This is a genomic window from Desulfotomaculum sp. (genome assembly GCF_982386235.1).
This window is the reverse complement of the sequence record NZ_CEVWQM010000031.1, coordinates 15,408-41,733: the sequence shown is the minus strand read 5'-3', so window position 1 is coordinate 41,733 and position 26,326 is coordinate 15,408. Positions and strand designations below refer to the sequence as shown.

Below are 26,326 nucleotides of genomic sequence, written 5' to 3'. Positions count from 1 at the left end.
TTTCTGGTGGCGATACCGGAGGGGGTACACCTGTTCCCATCCCGAACACAGCAGTTAAGCCCTTCAGGGCCGATGGTACTTGGAGCTCACGCTCCTGGGAGAGTAGGTCGTTGCCAGAGTATTTTTAAAACCCTACAGTTGCAATAACTGTAGGGTTTTGTTATATTAATTTTGTAACATTATCGTTGGGTCGATGACGGGTCAGAAGTCATAGGACAAAAGTATAGTATAAATGGTTATTACTTCCTATAGATAACGACAAATTCAATGTGATAAAATTATTATATCGACATATACCTGTAAACGTTATTCCTCTCTTTTAAAAAGCCTCACCTTCGGGTGGCGGCTTTTTTGCGTTTTGTGCATGGCCTGCAGGAGATGACTAGTAGGTGTGTATTGTAACGGAACTTCCTTGGAACGATATAGGAAATACGTTTTTCTAACAAACTGGAAAAGTTGGTGATATTCATGACGAAGTCTCAAGAAATTGATGTGATGAGTTCCCTGGGAGAAGAATTTGCGCAGGAGAAATATGATGAACTGGAAGCCTTTATAAATAGTCTTGAGACGACCAAAGGTGCTTTAATAGAAATCCTCCACAAAGCACAGCATATTTTCGGTTATCTGCCAAGGGATGTACAGCTCTTTATTGCACGCAAACTGGGTATACCTGGTGCGGAGGTTTATGGCGTAGTAAGCTTTTATTCTTACTTTAGTACAAAGCCCAGTGGCAAACACACGATCAGTGTTTGTATGGGAACTGCCTGCTTTGTGCGGGGAGCAGATAAAATCATTGCAGCCTTTAAAGAAAGGCTGGGTATTGAGTCCAATGAGACCACAGAGGACGGACTTTTTACGATTAAAGATGTCCGCTGTATCGGTGCTTGCGGTTTGGCGCCGGTGGTCATGGTGGATGGCAAGGTTTACGGCAGAGTTAAGGTAGAGGATGTTGACTATATCATTAATGCCTATCGCCGGGAGGGAGCAATAGCATGCAGATAAAATCCCTGGAGGAGTTAATTAAACTAAAGCAAAAATCGGTGGGTCAAGTCGCCCTCAGACTTCACCGGGATAATACAGCAACCGAGAAAAATATTTTAGTCTGTGGCGGTACAGGGTGCCTGGCCAATGATAGTGATAAAATTATAACTTTACTGAATAACCTTTTAAAATCCCGGGGGATGGCAGAGCAGGTTAAGGTGATTCGGACAGGCTGTTTTGGCTTTTGTGAACAAGGACCCATCGTAAAAATTGAGCCGGATAATGTATTTTATGTCCGTGTAGGATTAAAGGATGTAAAGAGTATTGTAGATGAGCATATTATCAAGGGCAAAGTAGTGGAGAAGCTTCTGTATGAAGATCCCCAGCAGAAGGAAAAGGTACACACCCAGGAGGAGATGACCTTCTATAAAAAGCAGCTTCGCATTGCCCTGAGAAACTGCGGCTTGATCAATCCGGAGGATATTTATGAATATATAGCCTTAGATGGCTATCAAGCCTTAGCTAAAGCACTGACCCAAATGTCCAAGGATGAAGTCATTGAAACCATAAAAAAATCCGGCCTGCGGGGGCGGGGTGGCGGAGGCTTCCCCACTGGTTTGAAATGGGAGATTACCAAGAAACAAGAGGCTCCAGAGAAGTTCATCATCTGTAATGCAGATGAAGGAGATCCTGGTGCTTTCATGGATCGAAGCATCCTGGAAGGGGATCCCCACAGTGTAATTGAGGCCATGGCCATTGGTGCCTATGCCATCGGAGCGGCTAAGGGGATTATCTACATACGGGCTGAATACCCTCTGGCAATTTCCCGCTTGAACACAGCCATGCAGCAGGCCAGGGAAATGGGCCTGTTGGGTAAAGAAATTTTTGGCACAAACTTTGATTTTGATATTCGTTTAAAATACGGGGCTGGGGCCTTTGTCTGTGGGGAAGAAACCGCTTTAATTAATTCCTGCGAAGGTAAAAGGGGCGAACCCAATTACAAACCGCCCTACCCGGCTGAAGAGGGTTATTGGGGACATCCGACCTGTGTAAACAATGTGGAGACCTTTGCTAATATTCCGGCGATTATGTCCAAGGGGGCAGAGTGGTTTGCAGCAATCGGGTCGGAGAGCAGTAAGGGTACCAAGGTCTTTGCCCTAGCTGGTAAGATAAATAATGTGGGCTTGGTAGAGGTTCCCATGGGAACTACCTTCCGTGAAATTATTTTTGACATTGGGGAAGGTATTCCTCATGGCAAAAGCTTTAAGGCTGTGCAGACCGGAGGCCCCTCTGGTGGAGTAATTACAGAGGAGGCACTGGATACACCCATTGATTATGATCACCTTTTAGAGATAGGCTCCATGATGGGTTCCGGCGGCATGATTGTCATGGACGAAGATGATAATATGGTCAACATCGCTAAGTTCTATCTTGAGTTTACCATGGATGAGGCTTGCGGCAGGTGCGTGCCAGGTCGCATAGGCACCAAGAGGCTCTTTGAAATGCTGCAAAAGATAACTTCCGGCAAGGCTACGGTGGCCGACTTGGATGCCTTAAAGCAATTGGCCTACATGGTAAAGGATAGTTCCCTGTGTGGACTCTGTCAATCAGCCCCCAACCCGGTGATCAGTACCATGAAACATTTTTGGCATGAATATTTGGCCTTTGTCCAGGATATAGACCATCCACAGGGTGAGGGGAAGTATGTCCCGAAAAACAAAATTGGCTTAAAATCGTAAAGGGGAGGTGTCCAAAATTTCGGGTAATCATCATGAAGATAGAAAAAACATACATATCCTGATCAATGACCAGGAATTGACTGTCCCTGAAGGAATAACTGTCCTAGAGGCAGCCCATGAAGCAGGGGTCAAAATCCCCACTCTGTGTCATTTGGACTTGCACGATTTTCAATTATACAATAAAACAGCTTCCTGTAGAGTATGTATGGTGGAACTGGTAGATGCCAAAAACAACCGAAATAAGCTGGTACCCTCCTGCGTTACCAAAGCTGAGGAGGGAATGGTGGTACGGACCGATACGATCAGGGCGATCACAGCCAGAAGGATGGCAGTGGAACTGCTCTTATCAAATCATCCCAATGAATGCTTTACCTGCCCCAAAAACCTGGAGTGTGAACTACAAGCCCTGGCAGAGGAACTCAATATAAGGGAGATCCGTTGGGAAGGTGAAAGGATGGACTATCCCAAGGATATGTCCAGTGATGCTATCGTGAAGGACGCTAACAAATGTATTTTTTGCCGGCGCTGCGAGACTGCCTGCAATGAGGTGCAGACCTGTGGCATTCTTTCTGGCATCGGACGTGGTTTTAATACCTTTGTGGGACCCTTTGCCAACATCCCCATGGTGGAGTCTTCCTGCACCTACTGCGGCCAATGCGTACAGGTTTGTCCTACAGCAGCCCTTACCGAGGTGTATCATACGGACAAGGTTTGGGAAGCCATCAATGATCCTGATAAGTATGTGATCGTCCAAACTGCTCCGGCAATCCGTGTAACCCTAGGAGAACTTTTTGGCATGGAACCGGGAACCATTGTTACTGGTAAAATGGTCTCTGCCCTCAAACGGATGAAATTTGATGCGGTATTTGACACCAATTTTGGCGCAGACCTTACCATCATGGAAGAAGCCTCGGAGCTTATTTATCGCCTAAAAAACAATAAAACACTACCAATCCTCACCAATTGCTGTCCGGCTTGGGTTAAGTTTATTGAGCACCAATTTCCGGAGTTGATCAATGTTCCTTCTACCTGCAAATCACCACACATTATGCTCGGTACCATTGTTAAAACCTACTATGCCGAAAAAAATGGCCTAGATCCGGATAATATTGTGGTGGTTTCGGTCATGCCCTGTATTGCCAAAAAGGCAGAGGCAAAAAGGCCGGAACTTACCAAGGATGCACATAATAATGTAGATATTGTTATTACAACCCGTGAACTGGGTGCGATGATTAGGGAAGCAGGCATTGAATTTGACCGGCTGCCGGATAGTGATTTTGACAGTCCATTGGGGGAAACCACCGGCGCATCTGTAATATTTGGTACTGCTGGGGGCGTTATCGAAGCTGCCCTTCGAACCGCCTCTGAATGGATGACAGGTGAACCCTTGGAAAGGATCGAGTTTGAGGAACTTAGGGGCATGGATGGGGTTCGCAGAGCCACTGTAAAAATAGGTGATCAGGAACTTAAAATCGGCATTGCCAGCGGTTTGGGCAATGCACGGCATATTTTGGAGGATATTAGGGATGGCAGAGCCGATTACCATGCCATTGAAATTATGGCCTGCCCCGGCGGTTGTATTGCTGGCGGCGGACAACCCTACCACCATGGTAACGATGAAATTGTTAAGAAACGCAGGGAGGCCATATTTGAAGAGGATCGGAGGAAAAAAGTAAGAAAATCCCACGAGAATAAAGAGATTCTTGAGCTTTATAAGAATTATCTGGGAGAGCCCTTTGGCCAAAGGGCCCACGAACTGCTCCATACTCATTTTGAAGAGAGAGAAAGAATTTAGGCCCACTACCAATTAATTATGGAATGCCCCCGCCGGCACAATGCGCGGGGGTGGTTATTTCTAAAGCCATCGCGGAGCGATTTCGTTCTTCTCTTGTCTCAGGACAAGAAAACCGTCCCCGTTTCTAGTCCCGATACCATCAGATACCGTTTCTAAGTGATGGAGTGACGTGGAAGGGTAAGTTAAGCCAGCGGCTGGAAAAGCTGGTCCAAGCCCGTAGGGAGTAAGGCAGGCAAATCCGCCTTACACATATCCTGAGAGGTAATGGGGGGCCTCCTACCCGATTGAATGTTATATTGGTGCCGGGTGTTGAATGAATGATTTGTTGAATTGCTATCATGTTATGGTAATTCAACATATGAGTTATTCGACATCCGGTGCTTTTTTATGCTTTTTGTAGGTTTGGTGCCCACACATAAGGATGTAACCTTGCGGGTGTTGTTAAGGTAAAGAAAAATAAATAGTAAAGTGAAAAGAAAAGTTATAGAATATAAAATATGATTAAATTTCAATTATATTTAGAGCGGGGTGGTGATTTAAATATGTTGGAAGATTTTAAAAAATTTATTATGCGTGGAAACGTCTTAGATCTTGCAGTTGCGGTGATTATTGGCGGTGCTTTTGGTAAAATAGTTAGTTCATTGGTAAACGATGTTTTAATGCCGCTTATTGGTATAATCGTTGGCAAGGTGAATTTTAAGCATTTAAAATATGTCATCGAGGAACAACAAGGGGATACACCTGAGATTGCTATTTATTACGGACAGTTTATTCAGAATATAGTGGACTTTTTAATTGTAGCCTTTGCGATATTTTTGATGATTCGTTTGATAGAAAGATTCAAGACGAAACCTGTGGCAGAAGCACCTGTTGCACCAGCAGAACCACCGGCAGATATTCAATTGCTTACAGAAATTCGTGATTTACTTAAAACCAAATAAAACAAAGGAAGTGCTTTAGTCATTGACTTGACTAAGGCACTTCCCTTTTAAAGAAACATTAGCCAGTCCAAATTACGCCTCCAGGCCTAACAAAATTATCGATGTAAATAAGCTCCCATGCGGACTACATAGTAGATAGGCCTGGAGTGCAAGAGCAGCAATGTTTTCAGCTGACCAGTACTAATCGATCGAGTTCTTAACCAAGAAGAAGGTCGGAGATATTAAATAAATCATTTAGTGATATACCTTAGCTTATAAGCTACCTGTTTTTTGGTTTTCTTCTAATGTAACTGCCTCAGATGATTTATTTACCGATTTTTTAGGGTTTAAAGTTACACTATATTCTGCAATAAGATCGGTCCACTCTACTCCGTATTCATCTATCTCCTTTTTAATATACTGTTTTGTAATCTGAAATTTAGATTTTGGTTGTTGATGCCTAGTTGAAGACACTAAAATCACCCCTCATTCGAAAAAGCTAATGGTAAAATCCAATACTGCAAAAATCTGTCCCTAGTATATCCCATATTTCATCTTTTCTTAAGAGGATATACTAGTTTTTTAATACCTATAGATATAACATACGGCTCAGTGGGCCATGGCTAGGAAGACCACTGGTTAATAAAGTGAAACAGAATATGCTGAAACGCTTAGAACGGCAAGATGCCAGCGAACGTAACGCTGTTGAAGGTAAATTCGGCGAAGGTAAACGACGCTATGGCTTGGCGCCTATTATGGCACGCCTGAAAGAGACAGCCGAAAGCGTGATCTGTCTGCCGTTCCTGGTGATGAACTTGGAGCACCGGCTCCGTACCCTTTTGTCCTTTGTTCTGCAACAGCTATTTCGGTGTAATCCGACTTTTGGTGAACTAAACATTATGGTGTTTTAACTTAAATTAGGTTTGGTTCAGCAAGCCCTAATTAATTGTAACATAAAATCCGCAATGTTATTTTGTAAGTGATGCTATTGCGAATCACGCTTCCAGGCCTAACAAAATTATCGATGTAAATACACCCACGATAGCAAATAACTGATAGTTATTTAATTTTTCTTTATACATGGTTAAACCGAAGATTACCGTAATGATGCTGTTACAACTGGTGATGGGACAGACTAAACTGGCCCACCCATCTCTTAGTGCTAAACCATAAAGAATCATGCCAATAGGGTTTAAGATGGCAAATAGATTAATTTTATTATAAAGGATTGCTTTAAGTGGTTCTTCTTTACGGACACATAGAATTAGGTAGAGGAAGAAGGCCAGGGTAAATCCAATGGCTAATACGACATTGGGCGGTTCATTAAAATAAACAGTAAGTTTCATGATGGTGTTGACGCCGCCAAAGGCTAGAAAGGTCCAGGCCATATAAATCATCCAGCTTGCTTCAGTTGACTCATTTTTTTGGCGGGAATAGTTGAGCAGCAGGATGCTGGTAAAAGCCATCAATATGGCTATACCTTGCAATACATTTACCCTCTCCCCTAAAAAGAGCAGAGCCAGTAAAATGACAATAATGCTGTTACTGGATACAACGGGTGCAATAATGCTGCTAATTCCTGTTTCAAAGGCTTTGGTAAAGCAATAGTTTCCCGTAGCAGAACAGAGACCAAGAAAGATCCCGAATAGCAATAATTCGGGGCTAAGCTGAAAGGTTTCTTTCCGAATAAGCAGGTAGATACACATAAAACTACCGGCAACCAGATAAATTGAGGCCATGTTGACATAGGGTGATTTTTCTTTATCGGCAAAGACTTTTAGGGAAAAATTAAAGAATCCCCAACACAAAAGGGTTAAGATTGCATATAGAAACCACATTGTATGCTCCAATAGTTTCAAAATTTATTTACTTTTCCATAACTTATAATACCTTATCACATTATCCAAGTATATAGAGTAAAGGCGGGACCATTTATAAAAATTGCTACGCCCTAACGATTTAACAAATTAAAGCATTAACATAAGCAGGTAATGAACTATTAACGTAGAATTAGTTATGTATAATTAAAAATAATGTCATAATTTGGGAAGGGGCGGGTATTGTGAAAAAATCTTTTGCGTTATTGGTTACCTTGCTAATGATATTAACGGTAGCATTAACCGGTTGCGGCGGTGGCCAAAAGGAAGAAAGTAAGGAGGGTGCTAACAAAGCATCAGAAAGCAAACCAGTGTCGTTTAAATTGGCCCACGCCACTTGGGTGGGTTACGGCCCTTTATATATAGCTAAAGAAAAGGGATTTTTTGATAAGTATGGCATTCATCCAGAATTGGTAGTAATTGAAGATGAATCCCAGTATGCCGGGGCATTGGCTTCTGGACAAATTCAAGCACTAGGTAATGTTGTTGATAGAGAAGTTATTCACTTTGCCAAAGGTACGGAAGAAACCTTTATTCTAGCAATGGACGAGTCTGCGGGCGGGGATGGCATCATAGCCAAGAAAGAAATTACCACAGTGGCAGACCTGAAGGGTGCCACCATTGGTTTGGATAAGTCCAGTACCTCTTATTTCTTTTTCTTATCGGTATTAGAGAAAAATGGCCTGAAAGAAGCGGATGTGACCATCCAAGAAATGTCTGCCGGGGATGCCGGGGCAGCCTTTGTGGCCGGTAAACTGGATGCGGCTATTTCCTGGGAACCTTGGTTAACGAACTCGTCCCAGCGGGAAGGCGGACATGTGTTGGTAAACAGTAAGGAATATCCCCATACCATCGTTGATGTTATTACCATGCGTCAGGATTTCTTGAAGGAGAATCCAGCGGCGGCAGTTGGACTAACCAAGGCTTGGTTTGAAGCCATTGAATTTTATCGTCAGAATCCCGATGAAGGCAACGAAATTATGGCCAAAGCCTTGGGCCTAAAGAAAGAAGAGATTGCCGATATGGCTAAAGGTGTAGCCTTCTTTGGCAAAGAGGAAAATCTTGCTTTCTTTAACAAAGAGAGTGATAACACCGTTTACCAACTGGCTGAACGGGCAGGTAAGTTTTGGCAACAAAAAGGCATTATTACTGAACAAATAAATCTTGATCAATTAATCGATAACACTTACGTAAACGAGGCTGCTAAGTAAATGCATAAAGAACGCAAATCTAAAGTGTATAGAAAGGGTTATGGTATCTTAACTCTGTCATCGTTTACCTTTCTTTTCCTTTTATGGTTTGTCCTCAGTTACAGCGGGTTTGTAAAAGAACTCTTTTTACCTCCTCCAGGATCAGTATTACAGGCTGTTGTGGAAATGTATCAAGAAGGAATCTTGTTGAGCTATACCTTTGACAGTACCTACCGGGTTGTAGTGGGATGGCTTATGGCCGTGGTAGTAGCGGTTCCCCTAGGGCTGCTAGTGGCCAGTTCAAAGAAGGCAGAGGCCCTGCTAACCCCGTTAATTGAATTTGCCCGCTACTTGCCGGTGGTGGCGATGGTGCCTTTAACGTTGTTGTATTTTGGTATCGGCGATTTGCAAAAATTTATAGTGATATTTCTTGGCACCTTTTTTCAACTGGTACTGATGGTTAGTGATGTTGTAGCCAATGTACAGCGGGACTTACTTAGAGCGGCCTCTACTCTCGGTGCCAATCGATGGCAGATTTATCGGCTTGTTCTCATGCCAGCCTCACTGCCCGGAATTATGGACAGCTTGCGGATCACCATAGGCTGGGCTTGGACCTATCTGGTGGTGGCGGAGCTGGTGGCGGCAAACTCCGGTCTTGGTCATATGATATTAAAATCCCAACGGTTTTTGGCCACGGATCGTATGTTTGCAGGATTGCTGATTATCGGTCTGTTGGGCTTGGCCACCGACCTTTTCTTCAAGTGGTTAACCAAAGTTGTGGTACCCTGGAGTGAGAAAGCAGGTGGTAAAGCATGAGTAAGCTCATTGTTGAGCAGGTGGGGAAGACCTTTGATACTGGGGGCAGCGTTGTAGAGGCCCTGTCGGATATCAATCTAAAGATTGCCGAAAATGAACTGGCGGTAATTGTGGGACCCAGTGGTTGCGGCAAGTCTACTTTATTAAATATTGTGGCAGGTTTGGAACAAGCCAGCCGCGGTGTTATTGCCATGAACGGCAAAAGCATTGAAGGACCCGGTGCCGACCGGGGGATGGTGTTCCAATCTTACACCTTGTTTCCCTGGTTAACTGTGCAGCAAAATGTGGAATTTGGACTGAAGATCAAGGGGGTAAACCCCAAGGAGCGGCAGGAAATAGCCCGACATTATATCGATTTAGTGGGTCTTGGCGGTTTTGCCAGTGCACTTCCCAAAGAACTGTCCGGTGGCATGAAACAACGGGTGGCCATTGCCAGGGCGTTAGCCAATAAACCGGAAATGTTGCTGATGGACGAACCCTTTGGTGCCCTGGATGCCCAGACCAGACTGGTTATGCAGGAATTGTTGCTTAGGGTTTGGGAACAGGAGCGTACCACCATATTATTTATCACCCACGATATTGATGAAGCGGTGCTGCTTGCCGAGAATGTTTATGTTATGTCCCGCCGACCCGGGCGAATTAGGACCCAGATTCAGGTACCTATCCCCAGACCACGGGATCATCGGGCCACTGTTTCCCCAGAGTTCTCAGCAATTAAGAAAGAAATTATGGAGATGCTGTGGGAAGAAAGCCAAACAGCAGCCAATGAAAAATAGTTATAGCAAGTAAGAAAAGCTATCACTTCAGCAAGAAGTGGATAGCTTTTTTGATTTTGGTTAGGTCACCCGTGATTTATATTTAAAAGAATGTAGATATATGGGCATATAAAATATCCCCGTGGGAGGGACAATGCCCTCAACTCCATGACTTTTCAGTTCCCTGACAATAAACTTACTGGCCTTTTCTTTTATTCTACATTATTAATGAGAGTGCATTTTCCTCGGCCTGGTTCATAATTACGCTATAGTTTAGATGTCTGATTTTTGTCAAATCATTCCTTTTCAGTATGTTTAGCCGAAGACCTTAGTTTTAAGATTTCTGATTCTAGCCACTTTACATAATTAAGGTCAGAATTACTCTCTACATATTCTTTATATAATTCATTGCCTTGGCTAACTTCAAAGGGGAGTTCATTTTTAGCTTCGATAAAAAACTCCACAATTTTGTTCTCGGGGTAGAAGAATGACTCACTCCACCTAACAAACTTACCCTGCTCTCCTTCATATACTGGTTGTTCAAAGGTTTTGTTATATGTCTCAAAGTTGGTCAAATCGCAAACTATATGAAGCATGTCTTGCTTTTCAGCCACATGTGTTAGATTTGCCATCATACCTGTTTCAAGTCCTGTGGAGTATTCCCGGATGTCTTGCGTAAAAGTTAGAGTGGGTTGCTTTTCGGTAAAAGCTACAAAAGGTTTGTCGTCTCTGTTGATAATGTCCCAAAAATCCCTTGCCTGCAAAATGAATCGCTCCTTATAGTTAAAGTTTATGGTAAGAGTTTACTTTACCAGAATAAAAAATTAACCTTTCAATGTTTATTTGTCATTATAGCATAAGGCTGTTAATCGTACACTTGGGGTAACATTTTTATTAGTCTGTGTCCTCTTGTCACCAAGATAGTAGCTAAAGATAGCCGCGGGCAGTGCCTTGTGCCAGGGGCCTTAAGTCCATGACCCGTTGTTTTTTCATCCGTGATTTGTGATGGATGGTCATGGCCAATTAATATATCTCTTTCATCCATTCCACCAGGCTTTGGCCATGGTTAATTCGAATATCTTCAACCTCTGCAATGCCTCGTATCTGGCCGTTTTGAACCGCCACGACAGTGTCCAGAATGGGCTCCACTTCGGTTACTTCGTGGGTAGTAATAATCACGGTTTGCTGTTCCAAATCCAGATAGGATATTAAGGACCGAATAATGGAATCCCGCACCAAGGGGTCCAGGCCTGAAAGGGGTTCATCCATTAGAATAAGAGGAACTCTTCTGGCCAGTGACAAGAGGATTTTTAACCTCCCTCGATTTCCCTTGGATAAATCTTTTACCTTTTTACCAGGGTCCAGTTGCATAAAGGTTAACAGTTCCTGGGCCTTTGTCCTATCAAAATCTCCAAATTGCCCGGCATAAAAATCAATGGTTTCCGAAGTGGTATAAAAGGGGTAAAGGGTATCTAATTCAGAGAGATAGGATACTTCTGAGGCCAGCATACGGTGAGCCGCTTGACCATTTACCTTTACGGTACCACGGCTGGGTCTGACTAGCCCGGCGGTCAATTTTAAGATAGTTGATTTACCGCTGCCATTAGGTCCAACCAGACCAATGATCTTGCCTTGGGGAAACTGAAGGCTAACATTATCTAAAGCCACTTGCCTAACATATTTTTTGCTAACACTGTTAAATTCAACGATGCATTCAGGCATATAGACACCTCTCCTATACATTTTCCAGATTTTTTCTGACACCGTCGATGATCTCAGAGGCAGTGAAGCCCATCTCTTTCATATCGTCAACAAAGCCATTGATTTGCTCCGTCATCAATTCATCCCTGAGTTGCCAAAGTCGTTCATCCTTTTCAGTGATGAAGGTACCCAGACCACGCCTGGTTTCAGCTACCCTTAATTTTTCCATTTCACTATAGACCCTTTGCACAGTATTAGGGTTTACTCCCATTTGTACTGCTAACTCCCGCACCGAGGGCAGCTTATCACCAGCCCCAAGTTCACCCCTGATAATCTGACGACAAAGGCGTTGGACAATCTGTAGATAAATAGGTTGGTTGGTATTAAATTCTTGACCCATCGATTACACCTCAACTTTGTTGTCAATCAGCCAGGCTGAGAGGGCAAATACAATAACAGTTACCAAAAGGATGCCAAGCATCTCACCTGCATAAACATTGATACCTTCAAAGTGATTATTTACCGTAGATGGCAAAACCTTACTTAATGAAAGTATGTTTATCTTTAAGCTGCCCCATTGGGTAAGTGTTTGATAGACCCATGACTCATACAGTGCATCCATACCCCAGGTAGCTACAAAGAAGGTGCCAATTCCCGCTAACCAGTTATAGCGGCCTAGTACATTGCGGGTGCTGGCAATTGCAATAGCTATCAGGGAACCCCAGACGGCCATATAGATACTAGCTCCAACTACAATAACAGTTAGGTAAGCACCAACTTCAGTTGCAAGAAGTGCTAAATCTCCTGCGGGTATACCGATCCGCTCATGGGTATTTAATATCGTAATATAAACGAAGACAGCACCCACCGCCAGGATAGCTAGCATTACAGCTACGGCAGTTGTTAATTTGGCTGATAACAGTTTCCAGGCGGGCTGGGGACAATGGAGCCAAAGGTGGGGTGTATGCTTTAACTCACTGTGAACACTTTTTAGCATATAGAAGGCTGGGTAAAATACAGCAAAAATTAGTAGCAGTGATGCCGGTGCAAAAATAATTCCCCAGTGTTCCCGATTTGAATACACTCCCCACAACCCTGCGATAATAAGCATACCTAACAAGACAAAGGCAGATGTTTTAGTCATGCGGTATTCTTTTTTAAGCAGATTTAACCAACCGCTCATTGCTATTTCCTCCCTGTATCAATGTTCTAGTGTTATAGATAAATAGTACACCAATGCTATAGGGCTGTCAAGGTTTTAATAAAATACTTTTGTAGATGAATGCTAGTATAGTATACTAAAAGAAAAAGTAGGTTTTTTATAAAGAAGGTGTTTATGATGGAATTTTTATACAAACCCATAGGAATAATTTTTAGTGACAATAAAAACCCTAAAGGAACACCAATTCAAGCGGCTTTTGCTGGGAAATCAAAGGGTTACATAGAACTAAGTCCGGAGTATGAACCGGGATTAAAAGATTTAGCTGGTTTCTCACACATATATCTGATATATCATTTTCATTTATCAGAGGGTTGGTCCTTACAGGTTAAGCCCTTCTTGGATAATACGGACCGGGGATTGTTTGCCACAAGGGCACCCAGGAGGGTTAATCAAATAGGATTATCAATCGTTCAGTTAGATCGAATTGAAAAAAACACGATTTATATTAGTGATGTTGATATCTTAGATGGAACGCCTCTTTTGGATATTAAACCTTTTTGCCCGGTCTTTGATAATCGAGAAAACTGCCGCATAGGTTGGATGGAGGGAAATATAGATAAAAAAGATCGTCATTATGCCGACAATAGGTTTTCCCCTGACTTATCAAAGTAATAAACAGAAGCTATAAAGATCTAAAAAGGGCCCGCCGGCTATTGAGCCGACGAGCCCTTTTATTAAAAACATTCCTTTGATATTTCGTACAATCATTTCAATGGGTGCTGCCGGATGTAACGCAGCCACATCTTTTCTTAGCCCTGACCAATCGGGTGACCCAGAAAACAGCAAAAATAAACAACGGAAATAAGATGGCCCACCCGGCAAAGGGAAAAATAACAGCAGTTAAAAGAAAAGATGTCCAGCTAATACCCACTCCCCAGGTGTTTCCCTTTAAAAGTCTGATTCCTGCCAGACAACCTCCTAGATATGTCAGAATGAAAGTTGCATTAGGAAACTGAATTAGGGTTTTCAAAGAAATCATCCCACTGGCGTATAGGGATAGCACAGCCAGAAAGCATAGGGCAAGAAAGCCAATCCCACCAATGGGTGTACCATATTGTTTAGATAAGACGCCAAGCCAACGGGGGGCTTCCCCCTGGCGGGCTAAGGCATAGGCAAGACGAGAAGTTGCTCCGGTGTAGGCAATAATTGTAGCAGTACAGATGAATACACCGGTTAGTCCTGCCACCACAGCACCCCAGGGCCCCAGTAGCTTATTGATCACTAATACTAAGGAAGCATCGGAACCAGCCGCATGGTAACTGTGTGTGCCAACCGTAGCAAGGGCGGTGAGAAAATACAACACCCCTACAATAATAGCGGCAACGGTTACACCCTTGATAGCTGCCCTTTGGGGGTCGATAAATTCTTCAGACAAGTGAGAAACTGCTTCCCAACCGACAAAGCACCAGAACAGTATAGCCGCTGCTTGTCCAACACTTACCCAGCCATGGGGCATAAAAGGGGTAAAATTGACGGACTCGATATTTGGCACGGACCCGGTGATTGCCAGTACAAGTACAGCAACAATGGCAAATACAACAAAAATTTGTACCCGACCAGCTAACCTCATACCCATAAGGTTGGTCAATAGACCAACTGCAAGCATACCAGCAGCCAGTAAAACTCTGGCACCTTCACTCCATCCCATGGCAGTTGTCATATAGCCAGCACCTGTTAATGCAGCAACCGGAGCACCAACCAGTACAGACATAAGAAAAAACCAACCAACCAGGGTTCCTGCCCTGGTACCAAAGGCCAGGGTGACAAAATGGGATACACCGCCAGCGTTCGGAAATTTTGCCGATAGTAATCCCATGGTCAGTGCCAGTGGTAATATGAGTAAAATCATAAGCCCCCATGCCAGCAGGGATGCCGGACCAGCAATCTCTGCCGCCAGTCCAGGCACAATCAGTATACCAGAGCCAAGTACCGCTCCGATATACAAGGCTATTGCCTGGGGTAAGCCAATGGTGCTTTTCAGTCCAGTAGGGTTCTCCATCTAGTATCGCTCCCGTCAATGTGTGTTCTATTTAATAGTATCAGATTAATATGCCTTTGGGAGAAAGATTTCAGTATCCGTTAGTTAAGGAGAAAAGGATTAATAATAATTGTCGCGAATAACACCTATTAACAATTGTTAGGAGGTTTCCATAAATGGCAGAACAGAATACACCCAAAGGAGCTTTTATTCAAAGAGACAAAGAAACCTATGCCATCGTACCGCGTACCCCGGTGGGCTTAGTCACACCTGATTTTTTAGAGAAGGTTGCAGGGGTGGCTCGAAAATACGATATTCCCATTATCAAGCTTACCTCTGCCCAAAGAATGGCCTTGGTGGGCATGAAACCCGAGGTAGTTGATGAGATATGGCAGGATTTAGAGATAGGAATAGGTCCCGCAGTGGGAAAGTGCGTACATTATGTACAAGCATGTCCCGGTAACACGGTCTGTAAATATGGTGTTCTTGATTCACTGAATCTTGGCCTTCGACTAGAAAAACTATTTGTAGGCCTGGAGCTGCCGGCAAAAACCAAAATTGGCGTATCGGGTTGTCCCTTTAACTGTGGTGAAGGTTATGTCAGGGATATTGGGGTCTTTGGCAGGAGAAACGGTTGGACCTTTATATTTGGGGGTAATTCCGGAGGTAGACCCCGTATTGGGGATGTATTGGCAGAAGGTTTGACCGATGACCAGGTTGTTGAACTGGCCCAGAAGTGTCTCAATTATTATAAAGAAAATGCTAAAAACATGGAGAGGACAGCTAGATTTATTCAGAGAATAGGCATTGAAGAATTTAAGCAGGCTGTCCTAGGGGAATAGTTTCATTTTTCCTACAAATTTCTTGCTAATTTATTAACTATCAAATAAATTATAGATAACACCTTGGGCATGTCTTAAGATATTAAAGAAAAGGGAGGGCATAAAATGAAAATATTAATACCCTTTGATGGTTCGGAAGCATCCCAGAATGCAGTTCGTTACGCCTTAAAAATTGGTAAAAGCCATCGTTCATCGGATATCACAATTTTAACCGTGGCTTGCAATGATGCACCCTTTGCCCGGGATTATCTGGCCAATCCCATGGAAGCTATTAATGCTTGCAAAGATTATTTTAGAGGAAGTATGGAAAAGGCGAAGGCTTTATTTGAACAAGAAGGGATTAACGTAAATACCCTTATGGAAACAGGTGATCCCGCAGAAGTAATTATCAGCAAAGCCAATGAAGGTGGCTTTGATAAGATTATCATGGGCAGAAGGGGACTATCCCCGCTAACTGGCTGGGTTCTTGGCAGTGTTAGTGCTAAGATTGTGGCCAATGTAGAGGTACCTGTAACATTGGTGAAGTAATTTAATTAAGAATAGAATCAAAAACCACCCCCTGTCAGTCCCGACAGAGGGGTGGTTTTTTTAAAATTATTATCTAGGTCTAAAACTTTTTAAGCTACTTCGGGCGTCTATAAAGTGTATACAAAAGAAGATACGTATCTGATCTTAAGGGAGAGGCTTAGGGGGATGAAAAACAACTTAGAAAAGCAAATAGCAGAATATGTTACCAAATATAAAGAGAACCACTATAGGTTGGCCTTTAGTTATGTGAAAAATCCAGAAGATGCCTTGGATATCGTGCAAGAGTCCATCTATAAGGCCCTGTCTGCAAAGGATACTTTAAAAAATTCTGACCACATAAAAACATGGTTCTATCGCATCGTGGTAAATACCGCCTTGGATTTTCTGCGTAAAAGGAAAAGAGTAGGGGTGATGGACGAAGAACTCCTAGCAACCCTTGAGGGTGGTTCCGTTGATCATTATCAAAATATTGATCTGCAAAGGGCATTGGATGCTTTGCCGATCAAATACCGAAGTGTTGTAGTGTTAAGATATTTTGAAGACTTGAAGATCGAAGAAATTGCCTATATCCTCAATGAAAATGTAAACACAGTTAAAACCCGTTTATATAAGTCCCTGGAAAAATTGCGGCTGCAAATGAATGATGATGTTAGGGAGGGCTTAGCGTGAAGGATAAAAACCTAGAGCAACTGAAAAGGGAATACCTGGATATTCCTATCCCTAAGGAGTTGGACTTTGTAGTTAACAAAGCATTAAAGGATGGCAGCAGGCGCCAGCGTAACATGCTTAGAAGGGTTGGTAAGGTTATTGCTTCCCTGGCGGCATCGGTCGCTTTGTTCACTGCGGTATTAAATGTTAGTCCAGCCTTTGCCAAAACCGTAGCAGAAGTACCCTTTGTGGGCAATATCGTCAAAGTGTTGACTTTCAGCAACTATATTATTAATGAGGATACTTTTCAGGCGGATATTAGTGTGCCTCAAATTCAAGGGTTGGCCAATAAGGATTTGGAAAATAGCTTAAATGAAAAATATTTGCTGGAAAACAAGAAACTATATGATCAATTTATGACTGATATGGAGGAGATCAAGAAAAACGGGGGCGGTCATATCGGTATCTATAGCGGCTATGAAGTGAAAACCGATAATGAAGTAATCCTTGCTGTGGCCCGTTATGTAGTAAATACCGCAGCCTCCTCATCCACAACCATTAAATACGATACCATTGACAAACAAAAACAAACCCTCATCACACTGCCCAGTTTGTTTAAGGAGGATCGTTATGTGGCTATTATCAGTGAAAATATCAAGCAGCAGATGAGTGAGCAAATGAAATCCGATGAGAATAAGATTTATTGGATTGAGTTTCCGGGTCGGGAATTGTCTTTTGAACCCTTTGACAAAATAGCCAAGGATCAGAATTTCTATATTAATGAAGTGGGCAATTTGGTCATTTCCTTTAATAAATATGAGGTAGCTCCGGGCTATATGGGGACACCAGAATTTATCATTCCTACGGAGGTTATAGCTGACATTTTGGTTGGGCACCAGTACATTAAATAAGTGGGGTTTTCATAAGTGAAAAATAGTTACAAAGAACAAAGTTGTAGTTTATGCTATCGACATTTTTAGACAAGCTTGTTAAAATAATTACAAAGAAAGGTAATACCACTGCCTGATTTGTTATTTTCAAGCCAAAACGGAGGTGCATAAATTGAAGAACATCGTTAATTTGAGACAAGAAATTGCTAGAATGAGGTTAGCAGATCTAACTAAGCAATATGGAAGTGATTCCCGGGAGGTGATAAATTATAAGCGTCGTATGGGGGATTTGATTAATGAGGTACCCCAGAGCAGAAAAAAGCACATTAATTATGGCCATTAAATTCATATATTCCGTATTTTTTGACCACCCTCTAGACATTTCTAATGATAGAGGGTGTTTTTTGGGTATCTAATGGTTAATACTGGTAAAATGACCTTGGATTTATTATACTAACAAAAAGTATCAAATTTTAAGGATGATCGTATAAGACTCTCATGCCTTTAGGGTATGGCGCACCAAGGGCATAAACGAGCCAAGTTTTTCTAGATTATATTTCTATATAAGGTAATTTTCAGGAGGACAATATGATAAGAATTTTTCCAACTGAAGTCATTGAAAAAATATTAGAAGAAATCCGTGTTGGCCTAACACTGGTGGATACGGAAGGAAAGGTTGTTTGGAGTAACAAGTTGGCGGAGGAATTGTTAGGCTGGGATAAAAAAGATGCTTCCGTTTTGAATTGTCATGCGCCTAATTTACGCGACAAAGTTATACATAAGATCAATCATTGTAAAGAGGGTAAAGAATGGCACAGAACCATTAAAATCAGGGGTAGATTTATTGAAAACACCTATAGCCCAATCCAAATACCCGATTTTATTACAGGCGTAATGATTATAACGAGGAATGTTACAGAAAGAGAAAAGATGCTGAAAGTAATTAGGAAAGCAGCGATTACGGATAACCTAACAGGACTTTATAATAGGAAGTATTTTGAACAGGTGTGGAGTGACCTGGTTATTGGGAACAAACCCTTTGGCGTCATTATGCTGGATGTGAACGCCCTTAAATATGTAAATGATAACCATGGCCATGAAGCGGGGGATAAGCTGCTAATGAATGCCGCAAATATAATTTGCAAAAGTGTTAGGCGGACGGATTATGTTTTTAGATTTGGCGGAGACGAGTTTTTAGTTTTGTTGCCCGAAGTAGATGAAAAGACCCTAGCGTTAATTAAACAAAGGATTAAGGCCCAAAACCAGGTTCCGACGCAAGAGCAACCGATTAGTGTTAACCTGAGCATTGGTATATGTTTGTCTGAGGAAGTAAATAATGCAGGGGAAATCATACCTCGGGCTGATCAAAGAATGTATCTGGATAAGCGGCAATTCTATGAAAATGAAGGGAGACACTTGGCGGTAAGAAATGGAAACAACAGGTGATACATTTTCTTTTCCAACGGGGTAAAGCAGTGCCGAAGGAATTCCTACTGGTACTGCTTTTTTCTGTGCTTACTTTTATTTAAGTAAATCACAGGGATGTTCTGTTAATAATTCAAGAATCACATTGACATATTTGCTATCTAAGTGATTGTTTTTAGTCATACTATTCATGGTATTGACAAGTTCCCTTAGCTCCATGCACTTTCGATATGGCCGGTTCACAGCCAGGGAAGCGTAGACATCGGCTACGGCAATAAGCTTGGCTTCCGGGGGCAGTGAGTCACCTTTAGTTCCTCGATGGTAGCCGCTGCCATCTAATCTTTCGTGGTGTGCCGATGCCCAAAGGCTAATTAACTTCAATTCGGGAATCCGGTCTAAGATGAGAGCAGAGTAATAAGGGTGATTTTTAATGATGGCAAACTCCTGAGGGGTTAAAGGTCCAGACTTTTCAAGAATAGAATTAGGAACCGTTATTTTACCCAGATCATGCAGTAAACTGGCTATCAGGATATTTCTTTTGGTTTGGGCATCAAACCCCAAATGGTCGGCTATCCTTTGGGCAACCTTTGCCACATCCCAGCTATGGTTCGCCGTATAGGGAGTTTTTTGGTCTATAAACAGGGCAAAGGCTTTACCCAGAATCTCTAGCATAATGCTATTTACCGGGATGCTATGTCTAGGTCGATACTTCTCTAGCTCTTTATCTCTGTTAAGGTTAAAGAGTCCTGAGGTGAACCTCCGATCCTTTAATAAAGTCTTCACTAATTTAACAAGTTCGGGATCATGGGGGATTTCGGCTGGATGTTTCAGATAGTCTTGAATACGTTCCCGCCAGTTCCAGAAATCCTGCTTATTTTCTCCGACCTTATCGATAGCCACAGCCAAGGCTAGTATGCGTGAGTTTAGGGGGATTTCCTGGGCACACCATCCCTGAGGACCGCTGCAGTCCCATAACTCTCTACTGGTGTGAATAACGTTATCTGTTTCCAGAAGAACAGGTATTAAATGCTCCATGCCATATTGCCGCACGGTATCACAAAGGGGGCAAAAACCTTCCTGGGAGGTAATGGTTATGTCATGGAGTAGGCCTGCAAAATATAAAATGTCCATTTGGTGAGCAGGCAATCCCACAGCCTTACCAATGCTTAGGGTCAGGTAAGCCACATCTTTGGAATGCTGCAAGGGCCTTCCCTCAGCTAGGTCCACTGCCAAAGAAAGTCCTTCAATTAAGTTAGCTAGCTCAATCCTATTCGGTAGCAACAAGATCTCCCCCTCATGTGTTATATACTAATCTTACCTTAGGGGTAGGTTTATTTGGAACAATTTTTCTGTGAATCCATTATAAGTTATTATTAGACAAAGGGGCTGGCCGAAAAAGTTACATCAAGTGTGCTTTTGGTCAGTCCCTTTGATTTTTTGAGCATTAAAAATGCTATAATAGTAACAAGAATCCAGGCATGAAAGAGGTATTTTATGGCAAAGCAATCTAAAGAGGAACGGGTGCACAGGGTTTTTCAAGATATCGCTGGTAAGTATGATGTGATGAATTCTGTGATTAGCTTTAAGCGGCATAAAGCATGGCGTAAAGACACCATGCAGAGAATGAATGTGCAAAAGGGACAGCAAGCCCTGGATGTTTGCTGTGGTACCGCTGATTGGGCTATTTTTTTAGGGGAAGAGGTTGGCGTTGCAGGGAAAGTATATGGACTGGACTTTAGCGAGAATATGCTTAAAGTAGGGCAGGAAAAGGTGCGTGCCAAGGGTCTAAGCAATGTCCGGTTAGTTCAGGGCAATGCCATGGAATTACCCTTTGCAGATAATAGTTTTGACTTTGTGACCATTGGTTTTGGACTGCGCAATGTTCCCGACTACATGCAGGTGCTAAATGAAATGCGCAGGGTCGCTAAGCCCGGCGGTAAGGTGGTTTGTTTAGAGACATCTCAACCAACGATGCCTGGTTTTAGACAGGTATATTATGCCTATTTCAGTTATGTAATGCCGCTGTTAGGCAAATTATTAGCTAAGAAGTATGGGCATTATTCTTGGCTGCAGGAATCAGCAAAGGATTTTCCAGGTCGCGAAGAACTTGCCACAATGTTTCGTCGAGCGGGGCTGGTAGATATAAAGGTAAAAGCCTATGATGGTGGTGTGGCGGCTATGCATATGGGAGTAAAGCCACAGAATGAGTGATGTCGACAACGTGTTGTAATATTTGATAATATGCAAACGTACATAAAGGAATTGAATAAAAGTTATAGAATTACAACTATATAATTTAAATATTTGCACAAGATCATTTCGGAACAGAACAGATCATTTTAGAACAGCAAACTAGCTAAAGGATTGTCTATCCCAGATAAATTGTTTCAAATGGGAACATTTCGTATCGGTACGATTTTTGCAATAGTATTTTTGATAATGTCTCCGAGCCGTTGGGTCTAAGGGTTAGACTATGACCTCCCGGTCGAGGGTTTGCTGAGAAATCCGCAGGCCTCCCGTGTGGAAAGGAGTACGGTATACTTGGCTATGCTAAGGCCTGGGTCTGCCTGCTTCTTTGCGGAGATCCTGGCCTTTTAGTATGTTCAGGCAGAGGAGGTAACCAATGCATAGGTTCATGGAAACCGTAAATCAGTACCTCAAAGGGGTGGCCTTACAACCGCTTACGGCGGAACAAAAGGTCAGACTAAAAAACAATTATAATTGCAAGCTTTATTTATTTGAGTATAGCCTTAATGCAAATGGTGATCTAGTGGTATTTACAAGTAAAAGCAACTATACCAATTTGTTATATTATATGGGGTTTGATTCAGCTAATGATGATTCGATTAAGCTTAAAATAGAATTGGCAGATGATGTGATGGTTATTTATAACATTAATCACGAAAGAGTTGCTGGATTAGCCCAAAAATTAGATTTAGTTTTCTGATAATAAAGGAATTTAAAATTCAAAAGCAGACTCCGAGCTTGGTAGTTCTAAGGCGGATGCTATGATAGCCAGGCCGTTAGGGTTTAAGGGGAAACCTTTGAGCCTCCCGTGTGGAAAGGAGTACACTCGCCTGGGACAAATATGGCACCAGGGTGTTGTTGACCTTTCTACAGCACCCTGGTGCCATATTTGTTTAAAGGGGGATATTTATGAAAGTTGTGCCGGTACAAGAAGCAGTAGGCATGGTTCTTTGCCACGATATCACGCAAATTATTCCAGGCAAATTTAAAGGCAGGGCCTTTAAAAAAGGGCATGTGGTGAAAAAAGAAGATATTCCCAAATTGCTGGATATTGGCAAAGAAAACCTATATGTTTGGGAAATTAACCAGGAACAGCTCCATGAGGATGATGCAGCCCGAAGAATTGCCAGTGCTGCTGCCGGCAGTGGGATTACTTTAACCGATCCCAAAGAAGGGAAGGTCAATCTGGTGGCCAATCAGATGGGTTTGCTAAAGATAAATACAGAGGCCCTGTATCAGATTAATGAAATTGAGGAAGTGATGTTTGCCACCTTACACACCAACCAAATAGTGGTTCAGGATAAAGTGGTAGCTGGCACAAGGGTTATTCCGTTGGTGATTAGCAACAGTAAAATTCATAATGTTGAAAATATATGTCAAAACAATTACCCCTTAGTTGAGATTAAGCCCTTTCGATCCATCAAGGTTGGTGTTGTAACCACTGGCAGCGAGGTCTACCACGGACGTATTCAGGATAAGTTTGGTCCGGTGGTGAGCCAAAAAATTGAAGCATTGGGGAGCAATGTTTTCAGACAGATATTTGTGTCTGATCGTATCGATATGATTGTTGAGGCAATCCATCAATTGCTAAGAGAGGGGGCTGAGATGATTACCGTTACCGGGGGCATGTCTGTGGACCCCGATGACTTAACTCCTGCCGGAATCAAGGCTGCCGGGGGACGTATTGTTACCTATGGTGCACCCACACTGCCAGGGGCCATGTTTATGGTGGCCTATATAGGAAAGATTCCTGTATTGGGCTTGCCAGGTTGTGTAATGTACAGCCGCAGCAGTATATTTGACCTGGTGGTGCCGCGCATTTTGGCGGGGGAGGAAATTAGCCGCAAAGATATTGTTGCTTTGGGTCATGGTGGTCTCTGTGTTAATTGTAAGGAGTGTAGGTATCCTGACTGTGGCTTTGGCAAAGGCATTTAATTGACGAAAAAGGAGTGTCTCGATTTGATTAAAAAGAAGTTAAATATTAACGGTAATTACACAACTGTGCTTGTGGAACCGGAAGCATTATTGGTGGATGTCCTACGTGGCCAATTGCATCTAACAGGCACCAAGGTTGCCTGTGGTAAAGCCCAATGCGGAGCTTGCTCTGTGATTATGAACGGTAAGGTTACCTTAGCCTGTGCCACCAGGATGAAGCGTATCCCGGATGACGCCATCATTACTACCATTGAAGGTATCGGTACCCCAACGAACCTGCATGCCTTACAACTGGCTTGGGTGAAATACGGTGCAGCCCAGTGCGGCTATTGTTCCCCTGGTTTCATCGTTTCCTCCAAAGTACTGTTAGACGAAAATAGTAATCCCACCAGGGAAGAGGTTCGTGACTGGTTCCAGAAACATAATAACGTCTGTCGCTGCACGGGTTATAAGCCCTTAGTTGACGCGGTCATGGCAGCGGCCCAATTTATGCGTGGTGAAATCACTGTGGATGAGCTGGGCTTTAAGATGCCCGCTGATGGTAAGATCCTAGGCACCGATTATCCTCGCCCATCGGCAGTGGCCAAGGTTACCGGCACGATCGAATATGGTTCTGATTTTGGCCTAGAGATGCCTGCTGGCACCCTGCAGCTTAAACTTGTCCAAGCCCAGGTTTCCCATGCCAAAATTTTATCCATCGACACCTCCGAAGCGGAAAAAATGCCCGGTGTTTATAAAGTGGTTACCCATCAGGATGTCCAGGGGAAAAACCGCGTCAATGGTCTGAATTTCCCCAGCAACAAAGGGGACAGCTATGATCGGCCCATTCTCTGTGACGAAAAGGTCTTCCAGTTTGGTGATGCCCTGGCCATTGTTTGCGCTGACACAGAGGCCAATGCCCAGGCTGCGGTGGAGAAGGTTAAAGTGGAGCTGGAAATACTGCCTGCCTATATGAGTGCTCCCGCTGCCATGGAGCCGGATGCCATTGAAATTCACCCAGGCACCCCCAACGTTTATTATAAACAAAGGGTTGTTAAAGGCGAGGACACAGCACCTCTGATGGAGCAGGCAGATGTGGTGGTTTCCATGGAAGATCTGTTTGTTGGTCGTCAGCCCCACTTGCCCCTGGAGCCAGACGTTGCTGCCGCCTACTATGATGAAAACGGAAATTTACAGATACTGTCTAAGAGTATCGGTTTGGACCTGCATGCAGCGATGATTGCCGAGGGTCTTGGTTTAGAGGCCGGTAAAAACCTATTTCTGTCACAGTTCCCCGGCGTGGGCGGGACCTTTGGTTACAAGTTCAGTCCCACCATTGAAGCGTTGGTGGGTGTTGCCTGCATGGCCACCGGCAAGCCGGTTTTCTTAAACTTCAATTACTATCAACAAATTACCTACACCGGCAAAAGGTCTCCCTTCTTTATGGACGTGAAGTTCGGTGCTACGAAAGAGGGTAAGGTTATTGCCCTAGAAAGCAACTATGCAGTGGATCACGGTCCCTACTCTGAGTTTGGTGACCTGCTGACCCTGCGTGGGGCCCAGTTCATTGGCGCCGGCTATAATATTCCCAATATCAACGGTACTGGTTACACCGTATGCACCAACCATGGCTGGGGTTCTGCCTTCCGTGGTTATGGTTCACCCCAGAGCTTCTTTGCTTCCGAGACTTTGATGGATATCCTGGCAGAGAAGCTGGGTATGGACCCGCTGGAGCTGCGTTATCTTAATGCTTACCGACCCGGCGACACGAACCCCTCGGGTCATGAACCGGAAGTATACTCTCTGACGGCGTTAATTGAGGCCATCCGGCCCAAGTACCAGGCAGCCAAGGAGAAGGCTAAGGAACTCTCTACGCCGGAGAAGAAACATGGTGTTGGTATATCCGTGGGTGTTTACGGCTGCGGCCTGGACGGTATAGACGGGTCTGAGGTTTGGGCAGAGCTGTTAGCGGATGGCAGAGTACAGGTAAGCACGAACTGGCAGGATCATGGCCAGGGTGCTGATATGGGTCTGTTGGCTACCTCCCATGAAGTATTGCGTCAGATGGGCATTAAGCCGGAACAGATTAAGTTAGTTACGAATGATATGAACGTGGCCCCCGCTGGCGGCCCTGCCGGCGGCAGCCGTTCCCAGGTGGTTGTGGGCAATGCCGCTGTGAATGCTTGCGAACAATTGGTCAATGCTCTGAAGAAGGCCGATGGAACCTACCTGACCTATGATGAGGCAGTGGCCAACAATATCCCCCTTAAGTATGTTGGACAATGGAGTACAGCAGCTGAAAACTGCACCGCTTGCGATGAAAATGGACAAGGTAAACCCTTTGCTTTCTATATGTATGGCGTTTTCTTAGCTGAAGTGGCGGTGGATACCAAAACAGGTAAGGTTCAAGTAACCAAAATGACCTTGGCTGCTGACGTAGGGGAAATTATCAACAAAACCGTGGTGGATGGTCAGATCTATGGCGGCTTAGCCCAGGGTATTGGCTTAGCCCTAACCGAAAACTTTGAGGATCTCAAGAAGCATACCACCATGCGTGCCTGTGGTATGCCCTATCCAAAGGATGTTCCGGACGATCTGGAAATTATCTATGTTAATTTCCCACGTAAAGCCGGTCCCCATGGTGCCTCCGGTGTTGGGGAACTGCCCCTGACTGCACCCCATGCCGCCATTGGAAATGCTATTTACAATGCCTGTGGGGTTCGTATTACCCAACTTCCGGCATTGCCAGAGAAAGTTCTGGCCGGACTGCAGGGTAAAGAAATTCCCATTGTCAAGCGTCCCATTAAAAACCCTGCTTACTAGATCACAGGTGACTCTGGTTTGAAGAATTGATTATT

26 protein-coding genes, 1 rRNA gene, 1 pseudogene and 2 riboswitches are annotated in these 26,326 nt (G+C 43.5%); of the genes and pseudogenes, 20 read left to right on the top strand and 8 right to left on the bottom strand.

From position 1 onward, the window contains the following. Window positions 1-2 precede the first annotated feature (2 nt). The 5 genes from rrf (at window position 3) to mscL (ending at window position 5,456) form a co-directional block, all read left to right on the top strand. A 5S ribosomal RNA gene (gene rrf, locus AC1U9Z_RS15640) occupies window positions 3-119 on the top strand. A 349-nt stretch (window positions 120-468) separates the two neighbouring features. Then, window positions 469-1,002, top strand: a complete 534-nt coding sequence (locus AC1U9Z_RS15635; RefSeq protein ID WP_333532526.1) for an NADH-quinone oxidoreductase subunit NuoE family protein — start codon at window positions 469-471, stop codon at window positions 1,000-1,002. Continuing rightward, window positions 993-2,720 (top strand): NADH-ubiquinone oxidoreductase-F iron-sulfur binding region domain-containing protein, encoded by a 1,728-nt coding sequence (locus tag AC1U9Z_RS15630; RefSeq protein WP_479958276.1) that lies wholly within the window; start codon window positions 993-995, stop codon window positions 2,718-2,720. The genes AC1U9Z_RS15635 and AC1U9Z_RS15630 overlap by 10 nt, the downstream gene beginning before the upstream one ends. A 16-nt stretch (window positions 2,721-2,736) precedes the next feature. Next, entirely contained in the window at window positions 2,737-4,515 is a 1,779-nt protein-coding gene (locus AC1U9Z_RS15625; RefSeq protein WP_333532531.1) for an NADH-dependent [FeFe] hydrogenase, group A6, read from the top strand. A 542-nt stretch (window positions 4,516-5,057) separates the two neighbouring features. Continuing rightward, window positions 5,058-5,456 carry a large-conductance mechanosensitive channel protein MscL gene (mscL, locus tag AC1U9Z_RS15620; protein WP_479958275.1) on the top strand — a complete coding sequence of 133 codons (399 nt, stop codon included), beginning with the start codon at window positions 5,058-5,060 and terminating at the stop codon, window positions 5,454-5,456. A gap of 252 nt (window positions 5,457-5,708) precedes the next feature. Here mscL and AC1U9Z_RS15615 read toward each other — a convergent pair whose 3' ends face one another. Next, complete coding sequence (locus AC1U9Z_RS15615) at window positions 5,709-5,909, bottom strand: hypothetical protein (RefSeq protein WP_479958274.1); 201 nt, start codon at window positions 5,907-5,909, stop codon at window positions 5,709-5,711. A gap of 128 nt (window positions 5,910-6,037) precedes the next feature. Here AC1U9Z_RS15615 and AC1U9Z_RS15610 point away from each other — a divergent pair. Next, a pseudogene (locus AC1U9Z_RS15610) lies at window positions 6,038-6,346 on the top strand (transposase); the annotation flags it as partial. Between the two features lie 84 nt (window positions 6,347-6,430). Here AC1U9Z_RS15610 and AC1U9Z_RS15605 read toward each other — a convergent pair. Continuing rightward, a complete protein-coding gene (locus AC1U9Z_RS15605) occupies window positions 6,431-7,273 on the bottom strand; it encodes a DMT family transporter (RefSeq protein ID WP_333532522.1) in 843 nt (280 codons plus the stop codon). A gap of 224 nt (window positions 7,274-7,497) precedes the next feature. Here AC1U9Z_RS15605 and AC1U9Z_RS15600 point away from each other — a divergent pair, with 224 nt between their 5' ends. The 3 genes from AC1U9Z_RS15600 to AC1U9Z_RS15590 all read left to right on the top strand — a co-directional run bounded on the left by AC1U9Z_RS15600 (window position 7,498) and on the right by AC1U9Z_RS15590 (window position 10,094). After that, a complete protein-coding gene (locus AC1U9Z_RS15600) occupies window positions 7,498-8,523 on the top strand; it encodes an ABC transporter substrate-binding protein (RefSeq protein ID WP_333532521.1) in 1,026 nt (341 codons plus the stop codon). A gap of 186 nt (window positions 8,524-8,709) precedes the next feature. Next, a complete protein-coding gene (locus AC1U9Z_RS15595) occupies window positions 8,710-9,318 on the top strand; it encodes an ABC transporter permease (RefSeq protein ID WP_333532520.1) in 609 nt (202 codons plus the stop codon). Continuing rightward, on the top strand, window positions 9,315-10,094 hold the full coding sequence (locus tag AC1U9Z_RS15590; protein WP_479958273.1) for an ABC transporter ATP-binding protein: 780 nt from the start codon (window positions 9,315-9,317) through the stop codon (window positions 10,092-10,094). The genes AC1U9Z_RS15595 and AC1U9Z_RS15590 overlap by 4 nt, the downstream gene beginning before the upstream one ends. Window positions 10,095-10,369: 275 nt before the next feature. Here AC1U9Z_RS15590 and AC1U9Z_RS15585 read toward each other — a convergent pair whose 3' ends face one another. The 4 genes from AC1U9Z_RS15585 to AC1U9Z_RS15570 form a co-directional block, all read right to left on the bottom strand. Next, a complete protein-coding gene (locus AC1U9Z_RS15585; protein ID WP_479958272.1) occupies window positions 10,370-10,837 on the bottom strand; it encodes a hypothetical protein in 468 nt (155 codons plus the stop codon). Between the two features lie 259 nt (window positions 10,838-11,096). Beyond that, window positions 11,097-11,795, bottom strand: a complete 699-nt coding sequence (locus AC1U9Z_RS15580; RefSeq protein WP_479958271.1) for an ABC transporter ATP-binding protein — start codon at window positions 11,793-11,795, stop codon at window positions 11,097-11,099. 13 nt (window positions 11,796-11,808) lie between these two features. Then, window positions 11,809-12,174 (bottom strand): GntR family transcriptional regulator, encoded by a 366-nt coding sequence (locus AC1U9Z_RS15575; RefSeq protein ID WP_479958270.1) that lies wholly within the window; start codon window positions 12,172-12,174, stop codon window positions 11,809-11,811. A gap of 3 nt (window positions 12,175-12,177) precedes the next feature. After that, window positions 12,178-12,957: a hypothetical protein gene (locus tag AC1U9Z_RS15570; RefSeq protein ID WP_479958269.1), complete on the bottom strand. Its 780-nt coding sequence runs from the start codon at window positions 12,955-12,957 to the stop codon at window positions 12,178-12,180. Window positions 12,958-13,113: 156 nt separating this feature from the next. Between AC1U9Z_RS15570 and tsaA the strand changes: the two genes are divergently transcribed. Beyond that, the gene (gene tsaA / locus AC1U9Z_RS15565) at window positions 13,114-13,608 is read left to right on the top strand and encodes a tRNA (N6-threonylcarbamoyladenosine(37)-N6)-methyltransferase TrmO (RefSeq protein WP_479958268.1); all 495 of its coding nucleotides are present in this window, start codon (window positions 13,114-13,116) and stop codon (window positions 13,606-13,608) included. Between the two features lie 97 nt (window positions 13,609-13,705). On the opposite strand, the gene AC1U9Z_RS15560 is transcribed toward tsaA, so the two are convergent. Beyond that, window positions 13,706-14,995, bottom strand: a complete 1,290-nt coding sequence (locus AC1U9Z_RS15560; RefSeq protein ID WP_479958267.1) for an amino acid permease — start codon at window positions 14,993-14,995, stop codon at window positions 13,706-13,708. 155 nt (window positions 14,996-15,150) lie between these two features. On the opposite strand from AC1U9Z_RS15560, the gene AC1U9Z_RS15555 reads away from it, so the two are divergent. The 6 genes from AC1U9Z_RS15555 to AC1U9Z_RS15530 all read left to right on the top strand — a co-directional run bounded on the left by AC1U9Z_RS15555 (window position 15,151) and on the right by AC1U9Z_RS15530 (window position 19,328). Further along, window positions 15,151-15,816, top strand: a complete 666-nt coding sequence (locus tag AC1U9Z_RS15555; RefSeq protein ID WP_479958266.1) for an NAD(P)/FAD-dependent oxidoreductase — start codon at window positions 15,151-15,153, stop codon at window positions 15,814-15,816. Window positions 15,817-15,921: 105 nt separating this feature from the next. After that, window positions 15,922-16,344: a universal stress protein gene (locus AC1U9Z_RS15550; RefSeq protein WP_479958265.1), complete on the top strand. Its 423-nt coding sequence runs from the start codon at window positions 15,922-15,924 to the stop codon at window positions 16,342-16,344. A 165-nt stretch (window positions 16,345-16,509) separates the two neighbouring features. Continuing rightward, entirely contained in the window at window positions 16,510-17,013 is a 504-nt protein-coding gene (locus tag AC1U9Z_RS15545) for an RNA polymerase sigma factor (RefSeq protein ID WP_479958264.1), read from the top strand. Then, window positions 17,010-17,903: an anti-sigma-V factor RsiV gene (rsiV, locus tag AC1U9Z_RS15540; protein WP_479958263.1), complete on the top strand. Its 894-nt coding sequence runs from the start codon at window positions 17,010-17,012 to the stop codon at window positions 17,901-17,903. The genes AC1U9Z_RS15545 and rsiV overlap by 4 nt, the downstream gene beginning before the upstream one ends. A 151-nt stretch (window positions 17,904-18,054) precedes the next feature. Further along, complete coding sequence (locus AC1U9Z_RS15535; RefSeq protein ID WP_479958262.1) at window positions 18,055-18,225, top strand: hypothetical protein; 171 nt, start codon at window positions 18,055-18,057, stop codon at window positions 18,223-18,225. Window positions 18,226-18,470: 245 nt separating this feature from the next. Then, entirely contained in the window at window positions 18,471-19,328 is an 858-nt protein-coding gene (locus AC1U9Z_RS15530; RefSeq protein WP_479958261.1) for a GGDEF domain-containing protein, read from the top strand. 75 nt (window positions 19,329-19,403) lie between these two features. On the opposite strand, the gene AC1U9Z_RS15525 is transcribed toward AC1U9Z_RS15530, so the two are convergent. Continuing rightward, window positions 19,404-20,588, bottom strand: coding sequence for an HD domain-containing phosphohydrolase (locus AC1U9Z_RS15525; RefSeq protein ID WP_479958260.1), 1,185 nt, complete (start codon window positions 20,586-20,588; stop codon window positions 19,404-19,406). A gap of 213 nt (window positions 20,589-20,801) precedes the next feature. Between AC1U9Z_RS15525 and menG the strand changes: the two genes are divergently transcribed. The 4 genes from menG (at window position 20,802) to AC1U9Z_RS15505 (ending at window position 26,291) form a co-directional block, all read left to right on the top strand. Further along, window positions 20,802-21,518: a demethylmenaquinone methyltransferase gene (gene menG, locus AC1U9Z_RS15520; RefSeq protein ID WP_479958259.1), complete on the top strand. Its 717-nt coding sequence runs from the start codon at window positions 20,802-20,804 to the stop codon at window positions 21,516-21,518. Between the two features lie 220 nt (window positions 21,519-21,738). Further along, window positions 21,739-21,853, top strand: a riboswitch (molybdenum cofactor riboswitch). Window positions 21,854-21,930: 77 nt separating this feature from the next. Then, window positions 21,931-22,254 (top strand): hypothetical protein, encoded by a 324-nt coding sequence (locus tag AC1U9Z_RS15515; protein WP_479958258.1) that lies wholly within the window; start codon window positions 21,931-21,933, stop codon window positions 22,252-22,254. A gap of 18 nt (window positions 22,255-22,272) precedes the next feature. Beyond that, window positions 22,273-22,393: riboswitch (molybdenum cofactor riboswitch) on the top strand. A gap of 70 nt (window positions 22,394-22,463) precedes the next feature. Beyond that, on the top strand, window positions 22,464-23,489 hold the full coding sequence (locus AC1U9Z_RS15510) for a molybdopterin-binding protein (protein WP_479958257.1): 1,026 nt from the start codon (window positions 22,464-22,466) through the stop codon (window positions 23,487-23,489). 24 nt (window positions 23,490-23,513) lie between these two features. Beyond that, on the top strand, window positions 23,514-26,291 hold the full coding sequence (locus AC1U9Z_RS15505) for a molybdopterin-dependent aldehyde oxidoreductase (RefSeq protein WP_479958256.1): 2,778 nt from the start codon (window positions 23,514-23,516) through the stop codon (window positions 26,289-26,291). Window positions 26,292-26,326: the final 35 nt, after the last annotated feature.